Below are 25,932 nucleotides of genomic sequence, written 5' to 3' on the forward strand. Positions count from 1 at the left end.
GCAATCCATGACCGACTCCACACAAGTCCGTGAACTCCAGGTGACCCCGGTGCCCGACACCGTGGATGCCCCCGGCCTGGGCTTTTTGCCGCTGGGCGGCGGCGTCTCGCTGCCGCGCATCCAGTACGCCGCCATCCTGCGCGACATCGGCCAGCGCCTGCTGCCCTGGGTGGTGCCGGTCGGGCTGGTGGCCCTGTGGCAGATTGCCTCATCGCTGGGCTGGCTGTCTACGCGGGTGCTGCCGGCGCCGTCCGAAGTCCTCAAGGCCGCCTGGACGCTGTCCGCCTCCGGCGAGCTGTGGACGCACGTGAAGGTCAGCGCGGGCAGGGCGCTCGCGGGCCTGGCCATAGGCGGCGGGCTGGGCCTGGCCTTCGGCCTGCTGACAGGCTCGGTGAAATTCTTTGAAACCCTGCTCGACTCGACCATCCAGATGGTGCGCAACATCCCGGCGCTGGCGCTGATCCCGCTGGTGATCTTGTGGTTCGGCATCGACGAGACCGCCAAGCTGTTCCTGATCGCGGTGTCGGTGTTTTTCCCGATCTACATCAACACCTTCCACGGCATCCGCAACGTGGACCCGGGCCTGATCGAGATGGGCCGCACCTACGGCCTGTCGCGCTGGCAGCTGTACCGCGAGGTCATCCTGCCCGGCGCGCTCTCGTCCATCCTGGTGGGCCTGCGTTTTTCGCTGGGCCTGATGTGGGTGATTTTGATCGTCGCCGAAACCATCTCGGCCCAGTCCGGCATCGGCTACCTGACCATGAACGCCCGGGAGTTTTTGCAGACCGACGTGGTGCTGGTCGGCATCCTGCTGTATGCCTTGCTGGGCAAGCTGGCCGACGTGTTCGCGCGCGGGCTGGAGCGCTACTGGCTGCGCTGGCATCCCGGTTACCAGAGTGCGGCGGCCTGAACGGCCTGAGGAAACACCATGCGGCATCCCCAAACCTCTTTTGAATCTTCCCAGGCTTATCTCGCGGCGGAATACGGGCGTGCCCCTGAGCCTGACACCCTGCCGCCGCAAGCAGCGCCTTTGTCGCAAGACCGCGGCGTGCGCCTTGAAATACGCGGCCTGTCCAAACGCTATGGCAAGCGCCAGGTGCTGCAGCACACCGAGCTCGTCATCGAGCCCGGTGAGTTTGTCGCCATCGTGGGCCGCAGCGGCTGCGGCAAGTCGACCTTGCTGCGCCTGGTGGCCGGGCTGGAGGCTGCCACGCAGGGCAGCATCCGGCTGGACGGGCAGGACGTGACCGGCCTGCGCGAAGACACCCGCATCATGTTCCAGGACTCGCGCCTTTTGCCCTGGCGCCGCGTCATCGACAACGTGGCGCTGGGTTTGCCGCGCGCAGGCCATGCGGCCGCGGCCGACGTGCTGGCCCAGGTGGGCCTGGGCGACCGCCAGCCCGACTGGCCGGCGCGCCTGTCGGGCGGGCAACGCCAGCGCGTGTCGCTGGCCCGGGCGCTGGTGCACAACCCGCGCCTCTTGCTGCTTGACGAGCCGCTGGGCGCGCTCGATGCGCTGACCCGCATCGAGATGCACCAGCTCATCGAAGGCCTGTGGCAGCGCAACGGTTTCACCGCCTTGCTGGTCACGCACGACGTGCAGGAAGCCGTGGCGCTGGCCGACCGCGTGATCCTGATCGAGGACGGCCGCATCGCGCTCGACGAGCGCGTGCGCATCGCCAGGCCGCGGGAGCGCAGCGACCCGCTGTTCGGCCAGATCGAAAAAAAGATCCTGGACCGCGTGCTGCAGCAGCCCGGCGAGGCGATTTCCCCGGGCGAGCCGCTGTGGCCCAACACGCCGGTGCACGGCGTGCGCTGGGCGGTCTGAGTTTTTACCCATCCACCGATTTTTCAACCAAGTTCCAGGAGAACCTTTATGTCCATCCAAGCCATCAACGTCCGCAACCAGTTCCGCGGCAAGGTCAAGGAAATCATCCGCGGCGACGTGGTGTCCGAAATCGACGTCGAAACGCCATGGGGCATCGTGACCTCGGTGATCACCACGCGTTCGGTGGACCAGCTCGAACTCGTTGTTGGCAGCGAGGTTGTGGCCCTGGTCAAGTCAACCGAAGTCTCTATCGCCAAGTTGTAAAACTGCGAAAGAGCTGCGTAGCCGCCTCGGGCGTGCTTGGGTTGATGGTGTTGCCCTGCCTGGCCGGGCCGGCCACGGCAAACCAGCCTTCCATGCTGTGGTGGGTCAGGCCCTGCCAGGCAATCGTCGGGATTGGCAGCGTAATTCCGGGACCGGGATGAGGTCATCGGCATTGGGCTGCTATCAAATAGGGAGCCCGCAATGCGGTGCCCATTGGGATGTGGCGGGTTGCGGCCGAAATGAAGCGCCTCAAAAGCCGGTAAAAACCCGCAGGCCGGGTAAAGTGAAAGGCCTCGCGCTTCTTTTGCGTTAAAATAAGCCTCCAACCCACGGCAGACAAGCGTCACCAGCTATGGAAAATATAGCGTTCAGGGCTGATCCAGGCTAGGCCCAAACAGGCATCCTGGCTCGTCATGGCGCTTGATTTTGGGGAAGGAAGCCCCAAATTCACTGCATGAACGCCACACATCCCCATCCCCACAAAACCGACCTCACGGTCACCCACGTGCTGGCCGAGTTGCTTGAGCGCCTGGAGCACAGCGCGGTGCCTGTCGGCGCCGAGCAATACCGCTCCGTCGTGCTGCACCTCGTCAACGAGCTGGGCGACGTGGAGCCGGGCGTGGCGCTGGGCGCGTTGCTGGACACCCATCCGGCGGCCGCCGAGCTGTATGAAAACGTGAACTACCAGTACGCGGGCCTGTGCCGGTCTGCGCTGGACGCCTCGCTCGCCGCCGAGCAGCAGGCCAAAGCGGCCATAGACAAGGCCATGAACCGTCAAAACCCCCAACCGAAGGAAGATCCAACCCATGGCAAGAGCTGACGCCAAAACCGCTGTCCTCGCAGACGGCCTGCGCTACAAGTCCAAGGTCTCGGGCTCCCCGTTCGCCGCCACCACCTCGTTCGGTGCGGCCACCATGTCGTGCTTTATGTGCGGCAAGCACCGCGCCCGTTCCCTCATGGGCACGCGCAAGGTGCTGGGCAAGTCCCAGGCCGTGTGCTCGCCTTCCTGCAAGGCGCTCGACGAAGCCCTCGAAAACGCGGCCAACCAGGGCTGATTCGTACAGCCTGTTTCACCGTTCTTTGCCTTTGGCCGCATGGGTGTCTTGATCACGCCACGGCCTCGGGCGCATACTGTGCCAACCCATCGTTGCATAGTTGAAGAAAGGTGATTCCATGGCCTCCCTGCCCACGCCGGACCCGGTACTTGAACCTGACGAGGCCATAGACCACATACGCGGCCGGGCGTCCGCCCCGGTCACGCTGGTCGAGTACGGCGACTTCGAGTGCCCGTCCTGCTTCCAGGCCCACGCGGCCCTGAAAGTCATGCTGCCGCACTTCGGCCAGCAACTGCGTTTTGTCTTCCGGCACTTCCCGTTGCGCGAAGTGCACCCGCATGCCGAGCTTGCCGCCGAAGCGGCCGAGGCCGCCGGCGCACAGGGCAAGTTCTGGCCCATGTACGACTTGCTGTTCACCCACCAGCAGCACCTCAAGGAAAAGAACCTGATCGAGTACGCGGCCCAGGTCGGTCTGGACATGGCGCGCTACCAGAACGAGATGAGCGACCACGTCTACCTGCAACGCGTGCAGGAGCACATGCAAAGCGGCCGCCACCTCGGCGTGCGCTCAACGCCGGCGTTTTACGTCAACGGCGTGTTCTGTGATGTTTCCTTCGGCCTGCAGCATTTGCATGAGGCGATCGACAAGGTGCTGGCGCAGTCTTAACCGTCGACCGGCTGCAGCGGCGTCTTCAAGGTCTTCTGCAGGAAAGCCAGGTCCAGCCAGCGGCCGAACTTGAAGCCCGCCTGCTTGATGGTGCCGCAGTGCTCAAAACCCAGGCGCTTGTGCAGTTCGATACTGGCCGTGTTGTCCAGGTCGATCGCACCCACCACCGTGTGCATGCCGTGCTCTTCCGCCTTCGCAACGATGGCCTCCAGCAGCGTGCGCCCCAGCCCCTGGCCGCGGCAGCTTTTTTCCACGTAGACGGAATGCTCGACCGTGTACTTGTAGGCCGGAAAGGCGCGAAACGTGCCGTAGCTTGCAAAACCCAGCAGCTTGCCCGCGTCGTCCTCCATCCCTATCACCGGGAAGCCATTGCTGCGCTTGGCCGCAAACCAGCCGACCATGCTTTCGGGCGTGCGCGGCTTGTAGTCATACAGCGCCGTCGAATTGGCGATGGCCTCGTTGAAGATGGCCAGGATCTGGCCGGCGTGGCGTTCTTCGGTGCACAGCACGGGATGCATGGGAATTCTTTCGGGCAGGGGTGAAGGTGTTGGAAGCAGATGCGGCCCAATGATAGGGTGCCCGGGAGGGTCCAGACGTGGGAACGCCCCAGGGGTTTCAAATCCTGGGGCGAAACGCTTGCTTCTGGTCATCAGCCCCGGCCAGGCGGGGCGGGGGATCAGCCGGCCGCGGCTGAGCCAGGCAACGGCACAGCCTGCGCCGCATTGCGAGCCCGTATGCGCCGCACCTGCAACGCCGCGCCGATGATGTAGAGGAGCAGCAACACACCCGTGGCGGCCTTGAGCTCAGGCGCCTCGGCATTGGCCAGCAAGGGCGCGCCCAGCGGCAGGCGTGTCGATGTCTCGGTGATCGCCGGGATCATGTGGAACACAAAGGTGATCGAATAGCTCAGCGTTGCTACGTAAGGCGAGGCCCGGCCCAGCACCTTGGTGTTGCCCGCCACCCAGGCAATGCCCAGCACCAGCAAGGTGATGATGCCCAGCGCATGCGCCTTGCCGAAGCCGCCGTGCTGGAAGATGCCGAAGCCCGTCAGGCAGGTCAGCACCGTGGTCCAGATATACACCTTGCCCAGGGTGGACGCGGCAATGATTTCCTTGTCGCGAAAGAAAGCAATCAGGGCGGCCGCGACGGCCACCAGGCTGATGGCGGTGTGGATCACACCGAGGTAGGTCAAACCATAAATCATCGGAATCTCCTTGTGCCCTGCACGCCAGGGCCGTGGGGTTGAACAAGCCGGCATTCGTAACAAAGCAAAGGCCATGCCGCGCCGATTGTGGGCCCCGCCACCGCTTTTGCCTACGGTTTTACGGCTTCGCCCGGCTACGGGCCGATAATCGGTAGCACACCGTGGCCGCAAGGCGCCACCCATTCAGAACAAAGTACTCATCATGAAAAAAACATTCCAGCTCAAAGTCGAAGGCAAAAACCGCGAGCGCCTGCTCGACGCCGCCAAACACGACATCCGCAAATACCTCAAACGCGAACGTGCCAAGGCCTTGCCCAAGGAGGTGGATTTCTGGGACTTCGATTGCAAGTCGGGCTATAGCGAAGCCACGGCGGCGGTGGTCTCCGTCGCCGACCTCATCAAGTCGATTGACGAGATCGTGAAAGACGGCGGCGAGCAGTTTTATGTGGAGGTGCTGGCCAAGCCCGGGGTGAAGGTGGCGCGGCCGAAGAATGACGCGACGGAAGATGAGTTCGACGGGGAATAGCGACGGTTCGTCTGCGCAGCATTAAATGACTGATTTGCAAATCCAGACGGAGCCCCGGTTCGCGTTTCGGATCAGCACAGCGCTCTTGTGTGTCGGTTTGGTATTTTGGCCGTGGGCGACTCATTTCCTGCCACGGCCTGATCTTCTGGATCACGGTGGCTATCCGGCATTCTTTTTTGATTTTGTGGTCTACCATTTCTCCGGATCAGTTTTCTTTTTTGCTCTTGTTGCCGCTCTGGTCTCTTTGATATGGTTTGCCTGTCAGAGGCAATGGCGCGCTGTAGTTCAATCCCTCATCGAAATGGTGGTGGCCGGCGGTGCGGGAATCTTTCTCCCTGCGTATTAAGTCATCAACACCTTAGCGGACCGCCTGAGACGTACGCTTATCTCAACGCCAGGCATCACGCCAAAGATGCTAACTAACCGAGGTGGAAACTACGGCTTATGGACAGAGACCCGGAAGCCCCGCAAGGCCCTTTCCCCGACACCTTCAAGCAGGGCGACGTCTTCTGGATCGAGCCCGACCCCTCACGCGGCTCCATCCCAGGCTCCCCGCATCCCCATGTCATCGTGCAGGACGACGTGTTCAACCACTCCCGCATCAGCACCGTCATTGTTTGCGCGCTGACCTCCAACCTGAACCGCGCGACGGAGCTGGGCAATGTCCTGCTGGATCCGGGCGAGGGCAATCTGGACAAGCAGAGCGTGGTGGTCGTGTCGCAGCTGTCTTCGGTTTACAAGACGCGACTGGGTGCGCATATCGGAAGCCTGTCGAGTGAACGGGTTCGGCAGATATTGGCCGGAATGCGATTCCTGCAGGCCTCTTTCCACCATCGATGAATCCAATCTCCAGCCGCGCCGGTCAACCCCGGCGGTGAAACGGGGATTTCGCCTGCGCGGCGTTGCCTCTCACAGCTTGACCGGTTCGAAGGGAATATGAAGCTGCTCCTTGTTCCACCTGATTTTGGGCGCGCACAGCAAATTCAGTTGATCGGCTTTGAAAAATTCATAGTCCAGCCCTGAAAACTGCTCCATGATGGCTTCCGCGCCGGTCATCCAGTATTCAATCCAGCACCAGGGCTGGTGGGTTCTCAGGAGTTTCTGGGCACCGCGCAAGGCTTCGACTTCCATGCCCTCGATATCCAGTTTGAAGAAGTCGATCCGCTCCAGGCCGAAATCATCCAGCGCGATGACCTCGACCGCGTCGCCGCCGGCCATACCTTCCGGTTTCAACTGAACCATGCCGTAGTCACTGGCCTTTGAATAGTCCACGGCGGGAACCTGCATGATCCCTTTCTTGTCGGCCAGGCCGTTTCGGTGAACCACCAGGTTCTCAATGTCATTGAGGGCGATGCTTCCGCACAAGGCGTAGTTCAGCAGCCGCTGGGGTTCAAACGCATGCACCCGTCCATGTTTGGCGGCAACGGCCTTCGCAAGAGGGATGCTCACAAGGCCGATATTCGCCCCGCCGTCGACCACGACACAGTTGTCCGGAAGATGCAGCATGAGCTGGAGCATATTGTCCAGTTCGGGCTGGATATGCGGCTTCCCGGTTTTCACCAGTGCTTCGGCCTGCAGCGCGCAATTGCGATTGACGATAAAGGTGCCGTAGTCACTGTCCAGAGCAAGAAAGTTATTCACTTTTTGGTTCATACAGTTCGCACTCCGTGAAAGGTTGTTGAGATTCAGTCGCTGATACCGCGGATTGTCTCGCGCAGGGCTTGCACCGCGCTGTCCACCACCTGTTCCCAGGCGCCCAGCACCGGCGCCCTGACAATGGCCACCGTCGGATACCAGCCTGAGCGCCCGGCTTTTTCCCAGCGCCAATCCGTGGCGGGGTTGGCCATCAGCACGCAAGGGGTGCCGAGCGCGGCGCACGCATGGGTAAGCCCGCTGTCGATGCCCACCAGGGCGTCCAGTTGGGCGCCCAAGGCAATGCTTTCGTCAAAAGACAGCGAGGCATCCACCGTGGTGAAGTGACCGGCGTCAAGGCTGCGCGGGTCTTTCAGCCAGAGGTTTCGCTGGTGCCCGCGCTGGAAGACAACCCAGTGCACGTCGTCCATGCCAAGCAGGCCGGAGAGATGCTGAAGCTGCAGGCTCTTCACCGCGAATACGGCGGGGCTTTCGTTGGCCGACCAGAAAATCCCTATGCACGGCTTGCCGCGCGCGCGCGACCTTATGTCGCCGAGCAGGGGCGGCGCCGGATGGCCGGGAGACCTTTCCATGTAACGGGTGCCCGCGGCAAAACCAAATACCGGGAAGAGCGCGGTGAACAAGGTGAAGGGGTCCGTCCACATGGGCGAATCGGACTCCGCGAGCCGATACCCGGCCGCCGTCAGCCGGGCTGAAAAACAGGCCTCATCCACGGGCGCCAGCTGAAAGCTGTCAGCGTTCAGGCCGAGGATTTCCACCTGCACGCCGGCGCACCGGAGAATGGCGGCGTAGCGCACCCATTGCACCAGGTCGCCCAGGCCGCCGCGCTCGCGAACCACCAGACGGCGAGGCAGCTCATGCTGGCCGTTCCAGTAGGCGTCGGTGTCGTCGGCCGAATACATGGAGCGCCATGCCTCGGGCGTGCAATAACCGGCGCGATAAGACTCAATACCCGCGGCAATGCCACTCGTACGCATCTGGCTTTGCCCGCGCATCATCAGCAAGACATGGTGGTTGAATTCGTTGAAATATTTCTCGGCATCCAGGCCGAGAACTTCTTCATCCATCGCCAGGGGCGTCCAGCCTTCAGCAAAAACCTGGTTGGCCAAACCCTCCACCAGACCGGACCGCTCCACGAGCCGGGCCAGTTCCGTCTTGCCGAGCTCGGGCAGGCCAAGATGGGAACAGACGTCCATCAAGTGGTAGCGGTGGTCGATATACCCCGGGAAATCCCGCCCCAGCTTGATGTAGGTATCCAGCGCCGGTGCAAATTCGCTGGCACGGTAATGCACGTCGCCACGAAGTTTCCAATAGCCGGCGCTGCCCGACTCCTGCGAATGCAGGCCGTCCAGGATTTGCCGGCCGGCCTGCAAATCGCCTTTTAGAAGATGGCTGTTGAACGCCTCCCAAGCCGCTACCGTCATTCATCAAACCCCATGGAAAAATCGGCCAAAACGCCCTTCGTTGGCATATTAAGCGAACAAAGTCGCTTATTGCTTCGGCGCGGCCTCAAACGGTGGCCGGCGAGGTGCCTGGAGTTGACAGCCAAATCGCCACCGGGTTATGGTCCTGACGCGGATGAACTGAAGTCTGCCGCAGACCAAACCGGGCCCCAGAGTAAAAGCAATGGCGAAAACGTCCAGCACGGCGCAAGCCACAAAGCCGGCCCTCCTGGCCGGCGGCAATCCCCAGATCGCAAAAGCCGACGGAGATGCGCCCGTTCAGGCCTATATCGCGGCCATGCCCGGCTGGAAGTCCGAGGTCGGGCGCCGCCTTGACGCGCTCATCGTGCGCACCGTCCCCGGCGTGCACAAGGCTGTCAAATGGAACTCGCCGTTCTACGGTATCGAGGGTGAGGGCTGGTTCCTGAGCTTTCATTGCTTCGCGAAGTATGTGAAGGTGGCATTCTTTCGTGGCACCTCGTTAAAGCCCATGCCTCCCCTTGAGTCCAAAAGCCAGGACACGCGCTACTTCCATATCCATGAGGGCGATGCGCTGGACGAGGTTCAGTTCGCCGCCTGGGTGAAGCAGGCCAGTGAATTGCCTGGTGAAAAGATGTGAGCCGAAGCAGCCAGCGACTGCGCGGCGTGAGACAAGCACCTAGTTATGATTTTTTGCGCGGATTGAGCTTTTATCCCTAATGCTTTTCCCCATAGCGATTAAGTTGTTTTCACGTTTGAAAAGTTGCTCTGCCTGATCGATCCGCTGGAGAATCCATTCGAGTTTTTTTGGTGGAAGAACGCCACCTTTATCTAAAAAAACTATTGATGCATGAAACAAAGTTGCATATGGATGCGGGGTCGGTCTCCATCCGCGTGAGTTCGCTTCGTATCTAAAGACTTGGAATAAAAAATCGTAAATTTCTTCGAATACTAGACTCACCCCGGCAGGTAAGGCTTCCAATTTTTTTGTCAAAAGTGAAGCCAAAGTTGTCCAAGGAAAGGGGTGTGGATCAATTGCAACAGCATGTCGCGCATACTGTATTGCGACATCAATGTTTTCCCCCTGAGTCAAAATCGCGCGTTGTTCCCAGTATCTTGGGTTCCATTGCCAAGCATCTTTTGTCTTCGTATAAAACTCAGCTGCGTGGTGTCCCAATAGAGGGCGCACAACTTTCTCAGAACTGAATAGGCGCGCTGCCAGCCGAGCTTCTGGTGTTCGCGCAATTGTGGTGCTTCGATTCACATAAGGTGATAACGAGTTTGCTACGGAGCAAAAGAGCTGCAGCAGAATATCGGATTTTTCGCGCGAGAGCATTTTTAAAAGGCGGTCGGCAATTACGGGGTGCAAAGGAATAACGTAATCCCCGTCATCAGTGAAATCCAGTGGTAAAGGACAATCTAATGTCAGCTGTTCTTTGAGTTCGGAATTGGGCTGTGCCGCTTGCAGCACAGCATATGAAATTCCTCCTGGATAGCAATGTTCTGCTAGTGCTGCAATCGCATAGCTTCTTCTAGAGTCTTTTGTTGCATCGTGCCACACCGATTTAACGATGGATTCAAGTGGTTTGAAATCATTTAGAGCACGACAAGTGCCTATGGCTACAACTTCACCTAAAAGATCCTCGGCTAACTTCTGAGGGAAATATATTGCATTTCTAGTGCCGGCCAATCCAACCTTACGCAACCGTTCTATCAGTTGTTCATAGTCCTCAACGCTCCAAGGTGAGAGGTCATAAAATTCAAGATCCAAATCACCTAGTACGCGATCAACGTGATCCTCACGATATTTTCGATCTGCAGACATGAAGACTATTGGTCGACTGGGTTTAATCGTCAACAAGATGTTGCGTACTGCGCGTGCTTGCTCAGCCAATCCATCGATAAGAATGGCAACTGGCCGATTAACAGATTCAAGTACCGTGACCGCAATCTTGGTATCGATTGCAGTTTTCTCAGGTAAGTTCAAAACAAAATAGCCGCCCTTTGATAGGTCATAGGCGACCCTGCGAAGATTGGTGGTTTTCCCACTTCCCGCATCGCCAATAAGACACATGACTTTCGCCGACGTTACGTCGCTGTCTAAAAAGTTTCGGGCTCTTGCGGTAAAGTCACGCTCGTCGTCGGTTGGAACATCTAAACCCGACTCGAGATCAGACCATCGCGCTGGGCGGCCGAAGTAAAAGGGTGGGACTTCCCCCTCGGCGTTTTGTGCTGCTGGCCGGACAACTTCAAAACTGCTAAAAAAATCAACCTGATCTGATGGTGGGATCGGCTTAGAGAAAAGCCCTGATAGTGTCGGTACGGTGAGCTGCGCTACCGTTGGGGCACCTCCCAGTTCTGCCGTGAGCCAAGCAAGAAAGTCCCCCAGTTTTTGCCGGACAAGAATCAATCCATGTCGCTCGCAAAGGCTTTCTGTAATTTTGTCTGGATAAGGTTCAATAAAAAGGGACGGCCCTCGGTTTGATCGGGCGGATTTCTCCGTCCTATCTTTAAGGTAGTACTCTAGGTCAGGTTCATTCAGACTTGTGCCGGAAATGATGAATGGCTCGCTAGCGATAAGTTCTGCAAGGACATGCATCCAAGGATTCATTCCGCGAGTAGCACGTCCGTACTCTGAGGTCGAGAAGACGTAGCCGTGCTCTGGCTCCCGCGTGTATCCATGCAAATGCACGATCTGCAGCTTGCTTTTATTCTCTGCAGTTTTATAGGTCGTGCCGTAGTTCAGACTCTCAACTTTTTGCTTAGGGCGCGCAACTGACTCATACGCCGACTCCAACACGTCATCAATGTTGAAGGTAAACGCGTTGCGCCAAACAAACGACGTAAGGCGCTTTGCAGTCTCGCCGGCTCGACATCCACAATAAGGCTGAGTTAGATATTTATCTCTTTCCTTAGCATCAAGCAATAGACTGATGCGTGATAAAGGTGTATTTGTGTTTACACCTTTTAGCTCGCAAAGAAATTCAGTTAATTTTCGGGCACTAAGAAGCGGCTTTCCGTAGCGATCAGTACTATCTAGAGATACACCACTTCCAAGAAGCAGGTTGTATTGCCCGGAGAATAGCGTTGACTTAACTGCGCTTAGTTGATCGATGTTTAGCATATTGTTATTTGGGGTTGACGCTTGACTCGAATGGGATCTAACAGAGAGAAACAATTGAATCAGTATGAACTTTTAGTTACAGGTTGTCTCTCCTACAAACTGATTAGATTTTTTTGCTGTTCGAGGAAGGCTAGCGAATGTCCCAAGAAATATGAGTGGTCAAAATATGAGTGGTAGGCAACAGGCGCGTGCTTGGTGCGGGACAACAAGCGCCAAGAATGCAGAGCATCAACATGACCAAAATCAAGAATGACTCAGCAGAACCCAAGGACGGGGAGTCCCCGTCCAAACTGATAGACGCAAAGATCAAGGAACTGGGTGACTGGCGCGGCGAGACGCTGGCCCGCGTTAGGGCGCTGATCAAACAGGCCGTCCCGGATGTGCTCGAGGAATGGAAATGGAGTGTTCCGGTGTGGTCTCACGGCGGGATCATCTGCACCGGTGAGACCTACAAAAAAGCCGTGAAGCTGACCTTCGCCAAGGGCGCTTCGGTGGAGGACCCTTCAGGCCTCTTTAATGCCAGCCTTGAAGGCAACACCCGGCGTGCCATCGACATCCATGAGGGCGACAAGATTGACGAGAAGGCCTTGAAGGCGTTGGTACGTGCGGCTGCGGCGCTAAACAACAAGAAAGCCTAGTCAGCTTTTTACCGCCGCAGCCCGCAACTTATCCTTCTTGCTAGGCCGCTTCCCCTTGATCCCGCCGGTGCCCGCAGGGTCCGCTGGGTTCACCACCGCCAGCTCCACAGGCTCAAACCCTACCACCTGCTCACGCGGCACCGTGATGCCCAGCCGTTTTTCAATCAGCTTGAAGTGCGCCTCGGTGGCCGCGCTCACAAAACTCACGGCCACGCCCGATTCGCCGGCGCGGCCGGTGCGGCCTATGCGGTGGGTGTAGTCGGTGACGGAGCGTGGCAAGTCGTAGTTGACGACGACGGGCAACTGGGCGATGTCTATGCCGCGCGCGGCGACGTCGGTGGCGACCACGACCTGCACGGCCTTGATCTTGAAGTCCTGCAGCACCTGGGTGCGTTTGCCCTGGCTCAGTTCGCCGTGGAAGGGCTCGGCTTCGATATGGACTTTGCGCAGCTTGTCGGCCACGATTTCGGCGGCGTGTTTGGTCGCGACAAAGACCAGCACGCGTTCCCATTTTTCGGTTTGGACCAGGTGGCGCAGCAGCTGGGTGCGGCGGGGTGCGTCGACTTCGATGGCGCGCTGGGTGATGTCGGGGATGGTTTGCTCTACCGGCGCGATTTCGACGCGCAGCGGGTTGCGCAGCAAGCTTTCTGCCAGGGCTTCAATCGCGGGCGGGAAGGTGGCTGAGAAGAACAGGGTCTGGCGCTTGGCCGGCAGCAGTGCCAGGATGCGATTCAGTTCTTCACCAAAGCCTAGGTCCAGCAGGCGGTCGGCTTCGTCCAGCACCAGGGCGGCGGTGGTCGACAGGGTCAGGGCGTTGTGGTCAATCAGATCGAGCAGCCGGCCCGGGGTGGCGACCACGATGTCGGCGCCGCCGCGCAGGTTCATCATTTGCGGGTTGATGGACACGCCGCCAAACACGACAGCCACCTTGATGCGCTGTGGCAAAAATTTGGCAAAACCGACGATGGCCTCGCCGACCTGCGCGGCCAGCTCGCGCGTGGGCACCAGGATGAGCGCGCGCACGGGCCGGTGGCCGGCGGGCGCGGCCGTGGTGGCCAGGTGCTGCAGCAGCGGCAGCGCAAATGCCGCCGTCTTGCCGGAGCCGGTCTGGGCCGAGGCGACCAGGTCGCGGCCTTCCAGGATGACCGGAATGGCGGCCTGCTGGATGGGCGTGGGGGCGGTATAGCCTTTTTCGTCCAGGGCGCGCAACAGCACGGGCAGGAGCGCGGGCGAAAAGCCCAGTTGGGAAAATGGCATGGGTGGGTGTGGAGGAAGGTGGGGAGGGGGCGCTGCGAGCCGCGTGGGGCAAAGCCGTGCAAGGCTGCCAGAAGCCCCAAGTTTAAGCCCGCACGGCTTCCGCCTTGGCCGGCGCCAGAAACAGCAACGCACAGGCCGAGGCGCCCAGCGCGCACAGCACACAAGCCAGCACCACCCAGCGAAAGGCCATGACCAGCACTTCGGGGGAGGCCGACTGCACAGTCCCGCGCAGCGCGGCGGCAAACACCACGCCCAGCAGCGCCACCGCCAGCAGGCCGGCGATGCGCGCGACGGCGTTGTTGATGCCCGAGGCAATGCCGGCATGCGTGGCGGGCACGGCGTTCATCACGGTGGTGGTCAGCGGCGCGACGGCAATCGTCATGCCCAGGCCCAGCACCACCATGGCCGGGAAGAAGCCGGCCCAGTAAGGCCAGCCCACGCCGGGCAGGGCCAGCAGCGCAAAACCCGCGGCCGCCACGGCGGGCCCGGCCATCAGCATGGCGCGCGCGCCAAAGCGTTCGGTCAGCTTGGCGGTGGCGGGCGACAGGAAACCCAGCAGCAGCGACAGCGGCAGCAGGCTGGCGCCGGCGGCGGTGGCCGAATAGTTGAAGGCGCCTATCAGCACAAAGGGCAGGAAAAACAGCGCGCCGCTGAGCGCGAAGTAGAGCAGCAGCGTCAGCAGGTTGGTGCCCACAAAGTCGCGCGACTTGAACAGGCCCAGCGGCATCATGGGCGCGCGCGTGCGGGCCTGCACCACCACAAAGGCGACCAGCAGCGCCGCACCGAGTGCGATGGGGCCCAGCACGCTTGCGGCCTGCCAGCCGCGCTCTGGCGCCAGTGTCAAGCCGTAGGTCAACGCGCCCAACCCGCTGGCCACCAGCAGCACGCCGGGCCAGTCGAGTTGCTGGGGCGCTTCCGGGTCGCGGCTGTCGGGCACGGCGTAGATCGCCAGCCACACGGTGGCCACGGCCATGGGCACGTTCAAAAAGAAAATCGCGCGCCATGACACGGCATCGACCAGCCAGCCGCCCAGCACAGGTCCGGCCGCGCCGGTGATCGCCGCCCACGCGGCCCAGGTGCCTATCGCCTTGCCGCGCGCCTCGCCTTCAAACACATTGCCGATGATGGCCAGGCTGGCCGGCACCAGCAGCGCCGCGCCCACGCCCTGCACGGCGCGCGCGGCGATCAGCGCGAGCGGCCCGGGCGCGAGGCCGCAGGCCACCGACGCTGCGGTGAAGACGGCGATGCCCATGATGAAGATCTTGCGGCGGCCGAAGCGGTCACCCAGCGAGCCGCCCACCAGCACCAGCGAGCCCAGCAGGAGCAGGTAGGCATTGATGACCCACTGCATGGCGGCCAGGCCCCCGGCCGAATCACCGGCCAGGTCGCGCTGGATGGCGGGCAGGGCGATGTTGACGACCGAGCCGTCGATAAAGGCCATCGACGAACCGAGCACCGTCGCGGCCAGCGCCAGGCGCGGGTGCGCCGTCTCACCGCCCGCACCGGCATGGGCGCGGATGATGCCTTCGTCGCAAGGGGCGTGCGGGTTGCCGGGCATGGGATTTCCTGCGGTGAGATTGGATGGGGAATTTGACAAATTGTCTGGTAATGGATAATATTTCCAGATGACGACACGCCAGGCGCAGCCACCGAACAGACCCCCATCCTGCCAGTTTTTGGTCTTCACAGGTAAGCGCCATGCCCGCTGACGCGCGACTGCTGCTGCTCGCCAAGCACGAGGTCGAGCAACTGCTGGTTCCGGGCGACGTGCTCGAAGCCGTGCGCGAAGCCTTTGTGCTGCACAGCGAGGGTGAAGGCCGGGTGTTTCCGGTGGTGCGCGAGGCGCTGCCCACCGGCGGCGTGTTCGGTATCAAGTCGGGCAGTGTGCCCGCGCAAGGCGTGCTGGGCTTCAAGGCCGCGGGCTTCTGGCCCGGCAACCGCCAGCTGGGCGGCGAGCCGCACCAGGCCACCGTGATGCTCGTAGACCCGTTGACCGGCCGCCCGCTGTGCCTGATCGACGGCAACGCCATCACCACCCAGCGCACCGGTGCGGCCGGCGGGCTGGGCCTGCTGCAACTGGCCCGGCCCGGCAGCACACGGCTGTGCCTGTTCGGCGCCGGTGTGCAGGCGCAGGTGCAGCTGGAGTTCGCGCTGCGGCTCATGCCTTCGCTGGGCGAAGTGCGCTACCTCACGGCCGATGGCAAACCCAATGCGAATCTCGAAGCGAAGTTTGCCGGCCGTTGCCGCATCAGCCACACGCTTGACGCCAACGCGGCCGTGGCGGACAGTGAGGTGGTGATCACCGCCACGCCGGGCAAAGGCCCCTTGTTTGACGCGCAGGCCGTGCAGCCCGGCACGCATCTGACCTGCGTGGGCGCCGACACCAAAGGTAAACGCGAGCTGCCCGAAGGCCTGCTGGCCCGGGCGCGGCTGGTGGTGGACGACCTCACCCAGGCCCGGCAGATCGGCGAAACCCAGTGGGCGCCCGAGACACCTGCTGCCGAACTTGGCGACCTGCTCACGGGCAAAGTCACGTTCACACGCCAGCCAGCCGACATCACCGTCTTCGACATGACGGGCCTGGCCTTGCAAGACCTGACGGTGGCGCGGCTGCTGTATGCACGCGCCCCGGCCGCCGGCCTGGGCCAGAGCATTGCCTGGCCCTGGTGACTGCTGATTGATTCCAACATTGCTTTTCGGAGACCCCCTGTGACCGCCACGCTTTCATCCCACCCTCTGGCCGCGCTGGATACGCCGGCCGCCGTGATCGACCTGGCGCGCATGCAGCGCAACATCGCGCGCATGCAGCAGCGCATGAATGCGCTGGGCGTGCGCTTCCGGCCGCACGTCAAGACCAGCAAATGCGCACCCGTCGCGCGCGCGCAGCTTGCGGCCGGCGCGCAGGGCATCACCGTCTCCACGCTCAAGGAGGCCGCGCAGTTTTACGCTGACGGCTTTACCGACATCCTCTACGCGGTCGGCATGGTGCCAGCCAAGCTGCCGTTGGCACTGGCGCTGCGGCGCCAGGGGTGTGATCTGAAAATCATCACCGACAGCGTGGCCTCGGCCGAGGCGATTGCCGCCTTCGGCCGCGAGCACGGTGAAAAGTTCGAGGTCTGGATTGAGATCGACAGCGACGGCCACCGCTCGGGCATCAAGCCCGGCGAGGCGGCCTTGCTGGAGGTGGCGCGCGCGCTGCACGAAGGCGGCATGCTGCTGGGCGGCGTGATCACGCATGCCGGCTCCAGCTACGACCTCAACACACCCGAAGCACTGGCCGCCATGGCCGAGCAGGAGCGCGCCGCCTGCGTGCAGGCCGCCGAACGCGTGCGCGCCGCGGGCTTTCCCTGCGCGGTGGTCAGCGTGGGTTCCACGCCGACGGCGCTGTCGGCGGCGCGGCTGGAGGGCGTGACGGAAGTGCGCGCCGGCGTGTATGTGTTTTTTGATTTGGTGATGCACAACATCGGCGTCTGCGCCACCGGCGACATCGCGCTCAGCGTGCTGACCACGGTGATAGGCCACCAAGCCGACAAAGGCTGGGCCATCGTCGACGCCGGCTGGATGGCCATGAGCCGCGACCGGGGCACGCAAAAGCAGGCGCACGACTTCGGCTACGGCCAGGTCTGCGACGCCGACGGCGTCTTGCTGCCGGGCTATGTGCTCAGCGGCGCCAACCAGGAACACGGCATCCTGTCGCGCGAAGGCGCGCCCGACACGGACATCGCCGCGCGCTTCCCGGTCGGCACGCAGCTGCGCATACTGCCCAACCACGCCTGCGCCACCGGCGCCCAGCACCCTGAATACCATGCGCTGGCCGAAGGCGGCGCGGTGTTCACCTGGCCGCGGTTCTACGGCTGGTGACGGTTAGTTAAGCACTGGGTGTGGGATTGGCGGGCTTCGCTCCCTCTCCCTTTGGGAGAGGGCAGGGGTGAGGGCCGCGGCCTGTGCATGAAACGATGACTTATTTACCGCCGCCGGCCCTCACCCCAACCCTCTCCCAGCGGGAGAGGGGGTAAAACAATAGCGCCACGTGCGTTGTATATGGTTCTTAACGGCACATGCTGTAGCCACCGGTCTCCAAATGGAAGTGGTCCCTGTGCACCGCGTTGTAATCCGGGCCCAGCACACCCTTGAAGTAGCTGCAGGCGCCACTGTGCGCATCGCGCAGCAGCAGTTCCCTGGCCTTCAGCGGCGCGGCGGCATCTTCGTCGGGCCAGTCTTTCAGCACCGTGATGCGTTGGCCGTCGGCCAGGGTGAAGGCTGAAATGTCCAGCGCATTGGCCGTGGCGTGGCGGCTGCGCGCTCGGGCCGGCGCATTGGGCGGCGCGCCTTCGCCGCGATTCACGTTGCGGCAGGCATAACTGCCCAGGTGGTCTATGCCGGCCACACGCTGGCCCATGTGCAGTTGCGCCGCGGGCTGCAGCGTATGCCTTTCCCACATGAAAAAACTCAGCGCCATCGGGCAACTGAGCGGCAGCGGCGCACCTATGCGGATGGCCGCCGTGCGCAGCCGCACCGCGTTCTGGAAGCCGCAGCCGTCGCCGGTGCTGCGGTCGGGCAGGGTGTCGTACTGCATGCCCGTGGTGGCCAGCGCGGCCAGGCAGCGTGCAGGGTCGTTGCGCGCCCGCGAGAGTTTATAGCGGGTCAGCACACCAGGCTGGGCCATCACGTCCAGCGGCGCCCAGGGGTTCAGCTGCGGCGGGATGTGGACCATGCCGGTGTAGACACCCCAGGCCCCGGCGGCGAGGGCGCCCCACAACAGCAGCGCCAGCCAGCGGCCCCAGCGCACGGGCCTGACGGGCGGCTGGCCGGGGTCTTGGTCCGGCGTGGGCGGGGAATCCTGGGGCATGCCTGTTTATAGCCGACGTATCCCAAGCCGGCTTTGCCCGCGCCAAGCCAGCTTCGCCCGCACAAAAGTTTGTAGCAGGCCGTCACGCCGCTCGCCAACACGGCCGCTAATCCGGCATCATGCAGGCATGTGTATTGCATCCCGGAGTGATTGATGGCTGACGACCCGACCCCGACTTCGACCCCCACGCCGCCGGCCAACAGCCGCCAGCACCAGATGTTCCCCGTGCTCAGCCCGGCGGAAATCGCGCGCATACACCGCTTCGGCACGGTGCTGCATTTCCGCCAGGGCGACAGGCTGTTCGCCGCCGGCGAGCCCGGCCCCGGCATGTTTGTGCTGCTCAAGGGCTCGGTCACCATCACCCAGCGCGACGGCCTGGGCAAGGTGGTGCCCATCGTCACCCAGGGGCCGGGCCAGTTCCTGGCCGAGGTCGGCCAGCTCTCGGGTGCGCCCGCACTGGTGGACGGCCATGCCGAGGACGACGTCGATGCCCTGCTGGTGCCGCCCAGCCAGCTGCGCGCGCTCATCATTGCCGAGGCCGACCTGGGTGAACGGGTGGTGCGCGCGCTGATCCTGCGGCGCGTCGCGCTGATCGAGGCCGGCGCCAGCGGCCCGGTGCTGATTGGCAGGCCGCAGTCGGCCGCCGTGGTGCGGCTGCAAAGCTTTTTGAACCGCAACGGCGAACCGCACCACGTGGTCGACATCGCACAGGACGCCGGTGCCGCCGCGCTGATGGTGGAATACGGCGCCGCCGCGACCGACGTGCTGGCCGTCTGCCCCGACGGCTCGGTGCTGGTGAACCCCGGCGAAAGCCAGCTGGCCCGCTGCATGGGCATGGTCGACACGGCCGAACACCCCGAACTCTTCGACGTGATCGTCGTAGGCGGCGGGCCTGCCGGCCTGGCGACCGCGGTGTATGCGGCCTCCGAGGGCCTGCAGGTGCTGGTGCTCGATTGCCGCGCCTACGGTGGGCAGGCCGGCGCCAGTGCGCGCATTGAAAACTACCTGGGTTTCCCGACCGGCATCTCGGGCCAGGCACTGGCCGGCCGCGCCTATGTGCAGGCGCAAAAATTCGGCGTCGAGATGCTGATTCCCGCGCAGGCCCAGTCGCTGGACTGCGCGGCCAAGGCCATCAAGGGTGAGCTGCATGTGACGCTGACCGACGGGCGCGTGCTGCGCGCCAAGACGGTGGTGGTGGCCAGCGGCGCGCGCTACCGCCGGCCCGAGGTGCCGCGCCTGGCCGAGTTTGAAGGCCGCGGCGTCTGGTACTGGGCCTCGGCCCTCGAAGCCAAGATGTGCAGCCAGACCGAGGTGGCGCTGGTGGGCGGTGGCAATTCCGCCGGGCAGGCCGCGGTGTTTTTGTCGCAGCACGCGGCCAAGGTCAACCTGCTGGTGCGCGGTCCCAGCCTGGCGGCCAGCATGTCGCGCTACCTGATAGACCGCATAGACGCCACGCCCAACATCGAGCTGCTGCCGCACACCGAGGTGGTGAAGCTGCACGGCGACGGCAACACGGGCCTGAACGCCGTGACCTGGCGCAACCGCGAGCGCGGCACCGAACACGACGCCGACGTGCGCAACGTCTTCCTGTTTGTCGGCGCCGACCCGGAAACCAGCTGGCTGGACAGCTGCGGCGTGGCGATTGACGCGCACGGCTTTGTGCGCACCGGCGAGAGCGTCACCTGCAAGCACTCCGACTACAAACCCGCGCCGCTGGAAACCAACATCCCCGGCCTGTTCGCCGTCGGCGACGTGCGCAGCGGCTCCGTCAAGCGCGTGGGCGGCGCGATAGGTGAGGGCGCCGCGGCGGTTGCGATGATCCACCAGCATTTGGCGGCGATGGAACGCGCCGCTGCCGTTTAGAGAGGACTTTCACATGCGCATCAAACCCTGCAGCCACGTCCCCGCCGAGATCCATTCCCCCAACGGCAAAGGCTGCGAAGAGTGCCTCAAGATGGGCGACACCTGGATGCATTTAAGGCTGTGCGTGCACTGCGGCCATATCGGCTGCTGCGACGATTCCAAAAACCAGCACGCCAGCAAACACCATGCGGCAACGGGGCATGCGGTGATCCAGTCCTTTGAGCCCGGCGAGAGTTGGATGTGGTGTTACGACCACGAGCTGCAGGTGGGCTGAGAGCCGCTCAAAAACCCTCCTGGCGTTGTTGCAGCCGCCTTGCCGTGCTGGTGCACTGTCTGCGGCGTCGCGCCCAGCCAGGACCGCTTCGCTGGGTTTTGTGAGCAGCTCTAGGACAGTCGAGGTGTCATGTCGTCTTGGTGAATTCCGTCGTGGCCACCATCACCGGGCTGGATCGCGGGCTGCGTTGCCAGTGTTCGTCGGCGGCTTTCTGTATCGCGTCCTTGTCGTAGTTGCCCTTGGACAGGTCGTCCCAGACATGGACATAGGCTTTGCACCAGGCATTCCGGGCCTCGTTGATGTTTTCCTCGGAAAGCTCGGGGGTGGGTTCCGGATCGGGATGGGGATCTGGCGGCATATAAACATCCTAGCGGGCGGGTGCCGCCGCGTCCATCCAGGAAGTCGCCTCGGCGTGTCAGCCGGCATGCCGCCGGGCGTCAGGGATTCTGGTAAACCTTGTCGCTGTGCGGCGCCGCCGCGAACTCGGGCAACAACTCCGCCCGCGCAGAGAACTCGCGCAAAGCCGGGTAGTCCGCTGCATTGACCACCTCGGGCAGCATGGCTTGCGTGAAGTGCCAGGTGATGCCCACGGTCACGCCGTCCTGGCCCATGGTGTCGCTGCTCACGGCCAGCGGCTTGCGCTGCAGTTCCGCTTCCAGCTCGCTGTAGGCCGCCAGCAACTGGCTGGTGATGCGCTGCACCCAGGGCTGGTGCAGTTTCTCGGCGGGGCGCAGATGGCGTTCGTAAACAATCTGCACGCTTTTTTCGCAGGCGGCGAGTGCCAGGCCGATGACACGCAAGGCCTGCTGGCGCTCGGCCAAGGTGGAAGGCATCAGGCTTCGGCCGGCCGGCGCCTGTGCCGCCAGGGCTTCGGCATAGTCGATGATCAGCGTCGAATCCATCAGCACCGTGCCGTCGTCGCAGACCAGCGAGGGCGCCTTGACCACCGGGTTGATGCTGCGAAATTTCTCAAAGGTGCTGAACACCGAGACCGACTGGTGCTCAAAGCGCAGGCCCAGGAGCTGCAGGGAAATGGCTACGCGGCGCACGTAGGGCGAGTCGAGCATTCCGATGAGCTGCATGGAGGACTCCGGTAAAAGGGTGGCGAAGGGAGGGCTATGTTAAAGCCATGGTGCCCACGTCGTCTGCATGTCAAAAATCGCAGGGGCCGCAGTCCAGGCTGATGCAGTCGGTGGGGTCACAGGCGTCGCCGCACGAATTCCGTGTGTTCTGTTTGTGTGGGTCTTGTTCGGGGCTTGCCGCTGCGGCGACCGCGGCGGCAAGCATCAGCGCATACGCATTGCGGCAGCGCTGAAACTGCCGTGGCAAGGCACGAAACAGCGCAATCAAGCCGTGTCGCAGGACCAGCTTGCGCGCGAATTCCGAACACGAAGAATGCCCCGTATGCGCGCGATGGGCGCAGCGATAGCCTTTGTGCGGCGAGAGGTAGCGCTGATAGGTTCTGATGGAACCGGCTGCAATCAGTCGAAGCATTGACGTCTCCTTGTGACGGGGTGGCCCCGCTTTTTTTGAACTCTGGCGACAGGAAAGACCACCGGATGCCACGGCTCACCCCGCTGCTACCCGGCAATGAAGCGAAATTTTCTCCCAAACAGGCCTGGTACCCCAACGCATTGCGCATGCATTGGCAACTATCGAACTTCAATTTTCCGCCTGCGGACAATTGGCCGAAATGCCAGGCGCTTATTCGAATATGGTCCAGCATCTCGAGTCGTTGAGCTGTCCTCAAGCTCCACATTCCCTTCCAAGCTGCCCGAAAAATCACACCCACCGCCATGGCATTCGTGATCAAGCCCATCGTCAGGAAAACGTTTGATGCGCACTGGACACCCGCGGTGATGCGGCAGCTCAAACATTTCACACACCCGGAAACCGCCAGGTTCCGTGGCCTGGGCCACCCGACCTGGGCGCTTGACGAACACGCCAACGCGTCCCTGGTCCCGGTCTGCCTGGCCCGCACCGTGAATCCCGCCTGGTGCTACGCCTTTGTCATGAACGGCAAGCTCGCCCTGATACGGCACGAAAGCTTCTGCGTCTATTCCTTCGTATGGATATCCCCCGGCCTGATCGGCAAGCTCGACCTCGTCAAAGACATGATCGCCGAAGCGCTGCGCATAGGCGGCGAATTCCTCGATGGGAAGACCGGGGTGGACGATGTGTTTTCGGTGCCGGATGCGCAGTTTTTGCGCTTGTGATTTGGTAGGTGTAGATCATTCTTACTTGACATAGGCTGCAGCCAAGTTCTGCACCATCAGAAACTCAATCAATGCGCTCACTCCCCTAGAAAGGTAATTTTTATGAGAGCCGGAAAACTTGCACTTATTTATATCGTCGCTTTAGGTTTCGCTGCATTTTTCAATTTCCAGTTTCCTTCTCAAGCTGCAGCATTTGTCGATTTCTTTTTTCCCACGACGATTAATTTGGCATCGGAGGACTTCATTCGATACCGAATGGTTTTGTTTTTAACCGCAACCATCGTTCTTTTGATACTCGTTCCATTGATTGCATATTTTGGTATGCGTGAGTTCAACCGCGAAAAATTTCAACACACTCATTGGAGTCATTTTGTTATTGCGGTCCTTGCAGTCCCTATTGGATGGATCGTTTATCCCTTCATTGCGTTATGTGCCGCTTGCTGGACGGGCAATGACTTTTTTTATTTTTTTCTAACGGTCGGTTGTTTCGTTGGCTTCCAGATATTTATCCAAGCAATCGTGTTGAAGTTAAAACTTATGAAGGGAATTTAAATGTCTACGCTTACAGCAAATGACCAGAGCATTATTTCTGCATACGCAAATGAGCTTTCAGAATACCTATTTGGGAAAAGTCTAAATTTAACGCCTGATATCTGGGACAAAAGTGGCGCATAGGCGGCGAATTCCTCGACGGGAAGACCGGGGTGGATGACTTGTTTGCGGTGCCGGATGCGCAGTTTTTTCGGCTCTAGTAATTTTTAGCGAAATACGCGAATTGTGGATTGATGAAGATAGATCAACTTCGGGAAAAAAAATCATGCTTGTTATGCCCGCCAAATGGATTGGGGATGCACCAGTTTTTGAGATTTGCAAGCGCAGTGCAGAAAACGTTAAAAAGATAGATGAGTTCAAAAGATGGATACGTAGCTGCGTCCGTCCCTTGCTTCCCCATGGGGCCCTTGCTTGCGTGCATGGCAGAACATATGGAGTGGGCGTGTCTCTGGATTATGTAATGACCGTTGACTACCCGCTCGGGCATCTTCAAGAAATCCGCAATGCGGCAGGGCATATGGACACCCCGCTCGCGCGTAGTTGGTTTGAGAAGCAGGAACCCGTCTTCTTTGATGCGAGCCATCCCTCGGCATACGTCTCCGCTGTCTGGCTGGCATCCTTTCGCAAGCACGGCTTATGCAACGCTGCTGCCGACGGCGTGCTGGATTCGAGACGCTGCATCGCCACATATTTCAGCTTTCATCAGCTGCCAATGCTGAATGAAACGCGGATACGCAGGACTTTTAAAACACTGATTCCATTAATGCACGAGACCTTTACGCGAGTGATTCATTTTCATCAAGAGACCAATACTGCCTTGCCCTACGACCATATGCCGTTGACGGCACGTGAGCGGGAAATGGTGATGCTTATCTGCAAGGGAAAAAGCAACGTAGAGATCGCATCATTACTCCATTTGTCCGAGTTCACCATCAGAAATCGGGTCAGCCAGATTCTCAAGAAGACCGACTGCAGAAATCGCTCTTCTTTAGTAGCCAGTGCGATGGCGCAACATCAGGAACGCATTGAAATAGGTACAAAAATACTCTAGACGCCTTGATGTCGGCTATTTTCTAATGACAACCTGAAAACTAAAAATGAACTTGGTAACTCGATATGAAAAATTCGTTTCAGAAGGCCGTCATGAAAACACCAACACAAAACTTACATGAGACCAAATTCGATTCGCATGAGAGGCCCGCTCGATGCTCTCTAACAGTTGAATATCTATTGACTATCGTGTCTGTCGCCTTGGGACTCATCGTTGCGGCCGTACTCTCACCGAAGGACTCATCCTTCCTGCCCAATGTCTTGTTCTATTGGGGGCCACACATCTGTGTTTTGGTGATATTTGGTTTGTACCGCCCTCCGCAGCCTGCTGCTTTCGCGGGTGTCGCCATTGCGTTGGCCGTCTACCTCGCAGTATTCGGTGCCTGGGTTTTCTCCAGGTCGAACCCCGAATCTATGACGTGGCTGGGCTACATATTTTCTTTCCCCGGTGCGCTTGTCGGCGCGCTTCTCGCGCGAGTTTGGATTTTTCGTCACCAAGTGATCCAGCCTTTTTCTGTAGTCATCGTCGTTGCCCCTGCTGTTTTATTCGGTATCGCCGCGAATCAAGCGATCGTCTGCACTACGGTTATGTACTGCAAGGGGATGCGGTAAGTGTCGGCATCATTCAGGCGCAGCATTTTCAACAAAATCGATAAATCTCGTCAAACAAAACATATTTATTAAGCGGAGGAAAGACATGCCAACAGTGACTATCAATATTGCAGGACGAGGAACCCCACTCGCAACTGGGGGGGCGTCTGCAGTAGGGCACATGTGGTACGAGCTAAACGGTGGCCAAGGTGCTTCACCTGAGAGCTTCGGTTTTGCGCCTGACGCGCAGCATCATGGCGATCCGTTTGCACCTGGACAGGTATATGAAACCGATAGCTCAAACTATCAAGGTCGAGATTACTCCCGGACCATAGAGATTAGTCAGTCGGAATATGAGGCACTAAAGAATTTTGGAAAGAACCCGGAAAGTTTTGGTTTCGACAAGCAATACAACGGCTTAGACAACAGCTGCATTGACTTCACTTGGAAAGCTCTGGGGGTAGCCGGATTGAATTCGAGTCGCTATGAGGGGAGTTTGTGGCCGACACACAATATCGATGATCTACGGAAGTTTGTGGATCTGTCCCGGGTTGAGATGGAGAGAATTGACGATCTTCTGAAAACGCTTCTTCCATTGTCATGGCCCTCAACAGCCTATGTTGACCCACTCATCACCTCTCTGCAAACCCAATTCAATCACGCCCAGCAAACCCTCAGCCCCCTAGTCCTGGACCTCGACGGCAAAAACGGCGCGGAGACTATTAGCCAAACCGCCGGCGTCCACTTTGACCACGACAAGAATAAGTTTGCGGAACAAACCGGCTGGGTCGGCAAGAACGACGGCCTGCTGGTGTGGGACCGCAACGGTAACGGCCAGATAGACAACGGCGCCGAACTCTTCGGCAACAACACGATTCTCAAGGACGGCAGCAAGGCCGC

Annotated in this window: 30 protein-coding genes and 1 pseudogene; 20 read left to right on the top strand and 11 right to left on the bottom strand. The window is 60.7% G+C overall.

Annotated elements, in window-relative coordinates; all coding sequences use genetic code 11:
- Positions 1–7: 7 nt before the first annotated feature.
- The 6 genes from ssuC to ACLV8F_RS09275 all read left to right on the top strand — a co-directional run bounded on the left by ssuC (position 8) and on the right by ACLV8F_RS09275 (position 3,814).
- Complete coding sequence (ssuC, locus tag ACLV8F_RS09250; protein ID WP_411883935.1) at positions 8–910, top strand: aliphatic sulfonate ABC transporter permease SsuC; 903 nt, start codon at positions 8–10, stop codon at positions 908–910.
- 18 nt (positions 911–928) lie between these two features.
- Positions 929–1,828 (top strand): ATP-binding cassette domain-containing protein, encoded by a 900-nt coding sequence (locus ACLV8F_RS09255; RefSeq protein ID WP_411883936.1) that lies wholly within the window; start codon positions 929–931, stop codon positions 1,826–1,828.
- Between the two features lie 48 nt (positions 1,829–1,876).
- Positions 1,877–2,092 carry a TOBE domain-containing protein gene (locus tag ACLV8F_RS09260; protein ID WP_411880360.1) on the top strand — a complete coding sequence of 72 codons (216 nt, stop codon included), beginning with the start codon at positions 1,877–1,879 and terminating at the stop codon, positions 2,090–2,092.
- 454 nt (positions 2,093–2,546) lie between these two features.
- Positions 2,547–2,912, top strand: a complete 366-nt coding sequence (locus ACLV8F_RS09265) for a hypothetical protein (RefSeq protein WP_411883937.1) — start codon at positions 2,547–2,549, stop codon at positions 2,910–2,912.
- The gene (locus tag ACLV8F_RS09270; RefSeq protein WP_074574576.1) at positions 2,899–3,147 is read left to right on the top strand and encodes a hypothetical protein; all 249 of its coding nucleotides are present in this window, start codon (positions 2,899–2,901) and stop codon (positions 3,145–3,147) included. Before ACLV8F_RS09265 ends, ACLV8F_RS09270 begins: the two co-directional genes overlap by 14 nt.
- A 118-nt stretch (positions 3,148–3,265) precedes the next feature.
- Positions 3,266–3,814, top strand: coding sequence for a DsbA family protein (locus ACLV8F_RS09275; RefSeq protein ID WP_411883938.1), 549 nt, complete (start codon positions 3,266–3,268; stop codon positions 3,812–3,814).
- On the opposite strand, the gene ACLV8F_RS09280 is transcribed toward ACLV8F_RS09275, so the two are convergent.
- Both ACLV8F_RS09280 and ACLV8F_RS09285 read right to left on the bottom strand, forming a co-directional pair.
- Entirely contained in the window at positions 3,811–4,332 is a 522-nt protein-coding gene (locus ACLV8F_RS09280) for an N-acetyltransferase family protein (RefSeq protein ID WP_411883939.1), read from the bottom strand. The two genes, ACLV8F_RS09275 and ACLV8F_RS09280, sit on opposite strands and share 4 nt — an antisense overlap.
- A 158-nt stretch (positions 4,333–4,490) precedes the next feature.
- Positions 4,491–5,018 carry a hypothetical protein gene (locus ACLV8F_RS09285; RefSeq protein WP_411883940.1) on the bottom strand — a complete coding sequence of 176 codons (528 nt, stop codon included), beginning with the start codon at positions 5,016–5,018 and terminating at the stop codon, positions 4,491–4,493.
- Positions 5,019–5,220: 202 nt separating this feature from the next.
- Between ACLV8F_RS09285 and ACLV8F_RS09290 the strand changes: the two genes are divergently transcribed.
- The 3 genes from ACLV8F_RS09290 to ACLV8F_RS09300 all read left to right on the top strand — a co-directional run bounded on the left by ACLV8F_RS09290 (position 5,221) and on the right by ACLV8F_RS09300 (position 6,384).
- A complete protein-coding gene (locus ACLV8F_RS09290) occupies positions 5,221–5,544 on the top strand; it encodes a DUF6172 family protein (protein WP_411883941.1) in 324 nt (107 codons plus the stop codon).
- Between the two features lie 25 nt (positions 5,545–5,569).
- Positions 5,570–5,890 carry a hypothetical protein gene (locus ACLV8F_RS09295; RefSeq protein WP_411883942.1) on the top strand — a complete coding sequence of 107 codons (321 nt, stop codon included), beginning with the start codon at positions 5,570–5,572 and terminating at the stop codon, positions 5,888–5,890.
- Between the two features lie 98 nt (positions 5,891–5,988).
- Positions 5,989–6,384, top strand: coding sequence for a type II toxin-antitoxin system PemK/MazF family toxin (locus ACLV8F_RS09300; protein WP_411883943.1), 396 nt, complete (start codon positions 5,989–5,991; stop codon positions 6,382–6,384).
- A gap of 69 nt (positions 6,385–6,453) precedes the next feature.
- On the opposite strand, the gene ACLV8F_RS09305 is transcribed toward ACLV8F_RS09300, so the two are convergent.
- Positions 6,454–7,197 (bottom strand): FkbM family methyltransferase, encoded by a 744-nt coding sequence (locus ACLV8F_RS09305; RefSeq protein ID WP_411883944.1) that lies wholly within the window; start codon positions 7,195–7,197, stop codon positions 6,454–6,456.
- A 32-nt stretch (positions 7,198–7,229) separates the two neighbouring features.
- A complete protein-coding gene (locus ACLV8F_RS09310; protein WP_411883945.1) occupies positions 7,230–8,621 on the bottom strand; it encodes a glycosyltransferase family 9 protein in 1,392 nt (463 codons plus the stop codon).
- A 202-nt stretch (positions 8,622–8,823) separates the two neighbouring features.
- Between ACLV8F_RS09310 and ACLV8F_RS09315 the strand changes: the two genes are divergently transcribed.
- Positions 8,824–9,258, top strand: a complete 435-nt coding sequence (locus tag ACLV8F_RS09315; protein WP_411883946.1) for a DUF1801 domain-containing protein — start codon at positions 8,824–8,826, stop codon at positions 9,256–9,258.
- Positions 9,259–9,297: 39 nt separating this feature from the next.
- Here the strand turns inward: ACLV8F_RS09315 and ACLV8F_RS09320 are convergent, their stop codons facing one another.
- Complete coding sequence (locus tag ACLV8F_RS09320; RefSeq protein ID WP_411883947.1) at positions 9,298–11,742, bottom strand: SIR2 family protein; 2,445 nt, start codon at positions 11,740–11,742, stop codon at positions 9,298–9,300.
- Between the two features lie 233 nt (positions 11,743–11,975).
- On the opposite strand from ACLV8F_RS09320, the gene ACLV8F_RS09325 reads away from it, so the two are divergent.
- The gene (locus ACLV8F_RS09325) at positions 11,976–12,380 is read left to right on the top strand and encodes a DUF1801 domain-containing protein (RefSeq protein ID WP_411883948.1); all 405 of its coding nucleotides are present in this window, start codon (positions 11,976–11,978) and stop codon (positions 12,378–12,380) included.
- Here ACLV8F_RS09325 and ACLV8F_RS09330 read toward each other — a convergent pair whose 3' ends face one another.
- Positions 12,381–13,637 (bottom strand): DEAD/DEAH box helicase, encoded by a 1,257-nt coding sequence (locus ACLV8F_RS09330; protein ID WP_411883949.1) that lies wholly within the window; start codon positions 13,635–13,637, stop codon positions 12,381–12,383. It lies immediately after the preceding gene.
- 82 nt (positions 13,638–13,719) lie between these two features.
- On the bottom strand, positions 13,720–15,195 hold the full coding sequence (locus ACLV8F_RS09335) for a DHA2 family efflux MFS transporter permease subunit (protein ID WP_411883950.1): 1,476 nt from the start codon (positions 15,193–15,195) through the stop codon (positions 13,720–13,722).
- A gap of 140 nt (positions 15,196–15,335) precedes the next feature.
- Between ACLV8F_RS09335 and ACLV8F_RS09340 the strand changes: the two genes are divergently transcribed.
- Entirely contained in the window at positions 15,336–16,307 is a 972-nt protein-coding gene (locus ACLV8F_RS09340; protein ID WP_411883951.1) for an ornithine cyclodeaminase family protein, read from the top strand.
- Between the two features lie 39 nt (positions 16,308–16,346).
- Positions 16,347–17,498, top strand: a complete 1,152-nt coding sequence (locus tag ACLV8F_RS09345) for a DSD1 family PLP-dependent enzyme (protein ID WP_411883952.1) — start codon at positions 16,347–16,349, stop codon at positions 17,496–17,498.
- Between the two features lie 187 nt (positions 17,499–17,685).
- Here the strand turns inward: ACLV8F_RS09345 and ACLV8F_RS09350 are convergent, their stop codons facing one another.
- Entirely contained in the window at positions 17,686–18,486 is an 801-nt protein-coding gene (locus ACLV8F_RS09350) for an extensin family protein (protein ID WP_411883953.1), read from the bottom strand.
- A 153-nt stretch (positions 18,487–18,639) separates the two neighbouring features.
- Here ACLV8F_RS09350 and ACLV8F_RS09355 point away from each other — a divergent pair, with 153 nt between their 5' ends.
- Positions 18,640–20,349: an FAD-dependent oxidoreductase gene (locus ACLV8F_RS09355; protein WP_411883954.1), complete on the top strand. Its 1,710-nt coding sequence runs from the start codon at positions 18,640–18,642 to the stop codon at positions 20,347–20,349.
- A 13-nt stretch (positions 20,350–20,362) separates the two neighbouring features.
- Positions 20,363–20,623, top strand: a complete 261-nt coding sequence (locus ACLV8F_RS09360; RefSeq protein ID WP_411883955.1) for a UBP-type zinc finger domain-containing protein — start codon at positions 20,363–20,365, stop codon at positions 20,621–20,623.
- 127 nt (positions 20,624–20,750) lie between these two features.
- Here the strand turns inward: ACLV8F_RS09360 and ACLV8F_RS09365 are convergent, their stop codons facing one another.
- The 3 genes from ACLV8F_RS09365 to yidD all read right to left on the bottom strand — a co-directional run bounded on the left by ACLV8F_RS09365 (position 20,751) and on the right by yidD (position 22,117).
- Entirely contained in the window at positions 20,751–20,981 is a 231-nt protein-coding gene (locus tag ACLV8F_RS09365; protein WP_411883956.1) for a hypothetical protein, read from the bottom strand.
- A gap of 79 nt (positions 20,982–21,060) precedes the next feature.
- Complete coding sequence (locus ACLV8F_RS09370; RefSeq protein ID WP_411883957.1) at positions 21,061–21,705, bottom strand: glutathione S-transferase; 645 nt, start codon at positions 21,703–21,705, stop codon at positions 21,061–21,063.
- A 70-nt stretch (positions 21,706–21,775) separates the two neighbouring features.
- The gene (gene yidD / locus ACLV8F_RS09375; RefSeq protein ID WP_411883958.1) at positions 21,776–22,117 is read right to left on the bottom strand and encodes a membrane protein insertion efficiency factor YidD; all 342 of its coding nucleotides are present in this window, start codon (positions 22,115–22,117) and stop codon (positions 21,776–21,778) included.
- A gap of 302 nt (positions 22,118–22,419) precedes the next feature.
- Between yidD and ACLV8F_RS09380 the strand changes: the two genes are divergently transcribed.
- From ACLV8F_RS09380 to ACLV8F_RS09400, 5 genes and pseudogenes are all read left to right on the top strand, one after another.
- Complete coding sequence (locus ACLV8F_RS09380) at positions 22,420–22,839, top strand: hypothetical protein (RefSeq protein ID WP_411883959.1); 420 nt, start codon at positions 22,420–22,422, stop codon at positions 22,837–22,839.
- 102 nt (positions 22,840–22,941) lie between these two features.
- Positions 22,942–23,391 carry a hypothetical protein gene (locus ACLV8F_RS09385; protein WP_411883960.1) on the top strand — a complete coding sequence of 150 codons (450 nt, stop codon included), beginning with the start codon at positions 22,942–22,944 and terminating at the stop codon, positions 23,389–23,391.
- Between the two features lie 265 nt (positions 23,392–23,656).
- Positions 23,657–24,442 carry a response regulator transcription factor gene (locus tag ACLV8F_RS09390; RefSeq protein ID WP_411883961.1) on the top strand — a complete coding sequence of 262 codons (786 nt, stop codon included), beginning with the start codon at positions 23,657–23,659 and terminating at the stop codon, positions 24,440–24,442.
- A 92-nt stretch (positions 24,443–24,534) separates the two neighbouring features.
- A complete protein-coding gene (locus ACLV8F_RS09395) occupies positions 24,535–25,053 on the top strand; it encodes a hypothetical protein (RefSeq protein ID WP_411883962.1) in 519 nt (172 codons plus the stop codon).
- 160 nt (positions 25,054–25,213) lie between these two features.
- Positions 25,214–25,932, top strand: a pseudogene (locus ACLV8F_RS09400) (hypothetical protein); the annotation flags it as partial.

Source organism: Polaromonas sp. YR568, from assembly GCF_943369675.1.
In the GTDB taxonomy this organism is placed as follows: domain Bacteria; phylum Pseudomonadota; class Gammaproteobacteria; order Burkholderiales; family Burkholderiaceae_C; genus Polaromonas.

What these genes read in the sequence shown, in the direction of transcription:
- ssuC (WP_411883935.1), top strand. Translation starts at nt 8, where the DNA reads ATGACCGACTCCACACAAGTCCGTGAACTCCAGGTGACCCCGGTGCCC.
- ACLV8F_RS09255 (WP_411883936.1), top strand. Translation starts at nt 929, where the DNA reads ATGCGGCATCCCCAAACCTCTTTTGAATCTTCCCAGGCTTATCTCGCG.
- ACLV8F_RS09260 (WP_411880360.1), top strand. Translation starts at nt 1,877, where the DNA reads ATGTCCATCCAAGCCATCAACGTCCGCAACCAGTTCCGCGGCAAGGTC.
- ACLV8F_RS09265 (WP_411883937.1), top strand. Translation starts at nt 2,547, where the DNA reads ATGAACGCCACACATCCCCATCCCCACAAAACCGACCTCACGGTCACC.
- ACLV8F_RS09270 (WP_074574576.1), top strand. Translation starts at nt 2,899, where the DNA reads ATGGCAAGAGCTGACGCCAAAACCGCTGTCCTCGCAGACGGCCTGCGC.
- ACLV8F_RS09275 (WP_411883938.1), top strand. Translation starts at nt 3,266, where the DNA reads ATGGCCTCCCTGCCCACGCCGGACCCGGTACTTGAACCTGACGAGGCC.
- ACLV8F_RS09280 (WP_411883939.1), bottom strand. Translation starts at nt 4,332, where the DNA reads ATGCATCCCGTGCTGTGCACCGAAGAACGCCACGCCGGCCAGATCCTG.
- ACLV8F_RS09285 (WP_411883940.1), bottom strand. Translation starts at nt 5,018, where the DNA reads ATGATTTATGGTTTGACCTACCTCGGTGTGATCCACACCGCCATCAGC.
- ACLV8F_RS09290 (WP_411883941.1), top strand. Translation starts at nt 5,221, where the DNA reads ATGAAAAAAACATTCCAGCTCAAAGTCGAAGGCAAAAACCGCGAGCGC.
- ACLV8F_RS09295 (WP_411883942.1), top strand. Translation starts at nt 5,570, where the DNA reads ATGACTGATTTGCAAATCCAGACGGAGCCCCGGTTCGCGTTTCGGATC.
- ACLV8F_RS09300 (WP_411883943.1), top strand. Translation starts at nt 5,989, where the DNA reads ATGGACAGAGACCCGGAAGCCCCGCAAGGCCCTTTCCCCGACACCTTC.
- ACLV8F_RS09305 (WP_411883944.1), bottom strand. Translation starts at nt 7,197, where the DNA reads ATGAACCAAAAAGTGAATAACTTTCTTGCTCTGGACAGTGACTACGGC.
- ACLV8F_RS09310 (WP_411883945.1), bottom strand. Translation starts at nt 8,621, where the DNA reads ATGACGGTAGCGGCTTGGGAGGCGTTCAACAGCCATCTTCTAAAAGGC.
- ACLV8F_RS09315 (WP_411883946.1), top strand. Translation starts at nt 8,824, where the DNA reads ATGGCGAAAACGTCCAGCACGGCGCAAGCCACAAAGCCGGCCCTCCTG.
- ACLV8F_RS09320 (WP_411883947.1), bottom strand. Translation starts at nt 11,742, where the DNA reads ATGCTAAACATCGATCAACTAAGCGCAGTTAAGTCAACGCTATTCTCC.
- ACLV8F_RS09325 (WP_411883948.1), top strand. Translation starts at nt 11,976, where the DNA reads ATGACCAAAATCAAGAATGACTCAGCAGAACCCAAGGACGGGGAGTCC.
- ACLV8F_RS09330 (WP_411883949.1), bottom strand. Translation starts at nt 13,637, where the DNA reads ATGCCATTTTCCCAACTGGGCTTTTCGCCCGCGCTCCTGCCCGTGCTG.
- ACLV8F_RS09335 (WP_411883950.1), bottom strand. Translation starts at nt 15,195, where the DNA reads ATGCCCGGCAACCCGCACGCCCCTTGCGACGAAGGCATCATCCGCGCC.
- ACLV8F_RS09340 (WP_411883951.1), top strand. Translation starts at nt 15,336, where the DNA reads ATGCCCGCTGACGCGCGACTGCTGCTGCTCGCCAAGCACGAGGTCGAG.
- ACLV8F_RS09350 (WP_411883953.1), bottom strand. Translation starts at nt 18,486, where the DNA reads ATGCCCCAGGATTCCCCGCCCACGCCGGACCAAGACCCCGGCCAGCCG.
- ACLV8F_RS09355 (WP_411883954.1), top strand. Translation starts at nt 18,640, where the DNA reads ATGGCTGACGACCCGACCCCGACTTCGACCCCCACGCCGCCGGCCAAC.
- ACLV8F_RS09360 (WP_411883955.1), top strand. Translation starts at nt 20,363, where the DNA reads ATGCGCATCAAACCCTGCAGCCACGTCCCCGCCGAGATCCATTCCCCC.
- ACLV8F_RS09365 (WP_411883956.1), bottom strand. Translation starts at nt 20,981, where the DNA reads ATGCCGCCAGATCCCCATCCCGATCCGGAACCCACCCCCGAGCTTTCC.
- ACLV8F_RS09370 (WP_411883957.1), bottom strand. Translation starts at nt 21,705, where the DNA reads ATGCAGCTCATCGGAATGCTCGACTCGCCCTACGTGCGCCGCGTAGCC.
- yidD (WP_411883958.1), bottom strand. Translation starts at nt 22,117, where the DNA reads ATGCTTCGACTGATTGCAGCCGGTTCCATCAGAACCTATCAGCGCTAC.
- ACLV8F_RS09380 (WP_411883959.1), top strand. Translation starts at nt 22,420, where the DNA reads ATGGCATTCGTGATCAAGCCCATCGTCAGGAAAACGTTTGATGCGCAC.
- ACLV8F_RS09385 (WP_411883960.1), top strand. Translation starts at nt 22,942, where the DNA reads ATGAGAGCCGGAAAACTTGCACTTATTTATATCGTCGCTTTAGGTTTC.
- ACLV8F_RS09390 (WP_411883961.1), top strand. Translation starts at nt 23,657, where the DNA reads ATGCTTGTTATGCCCGCCAAATGGATTGGGGATGCACCAGTTTTTGAG.
- ACLV8F_RS09395 (WP_411883962.1), top strand. Translation starts at nt 24,535, where the DNA reads ATGAAAACACCAACACAAAACTTACATGAGACCAAATTCGATTCGCAT.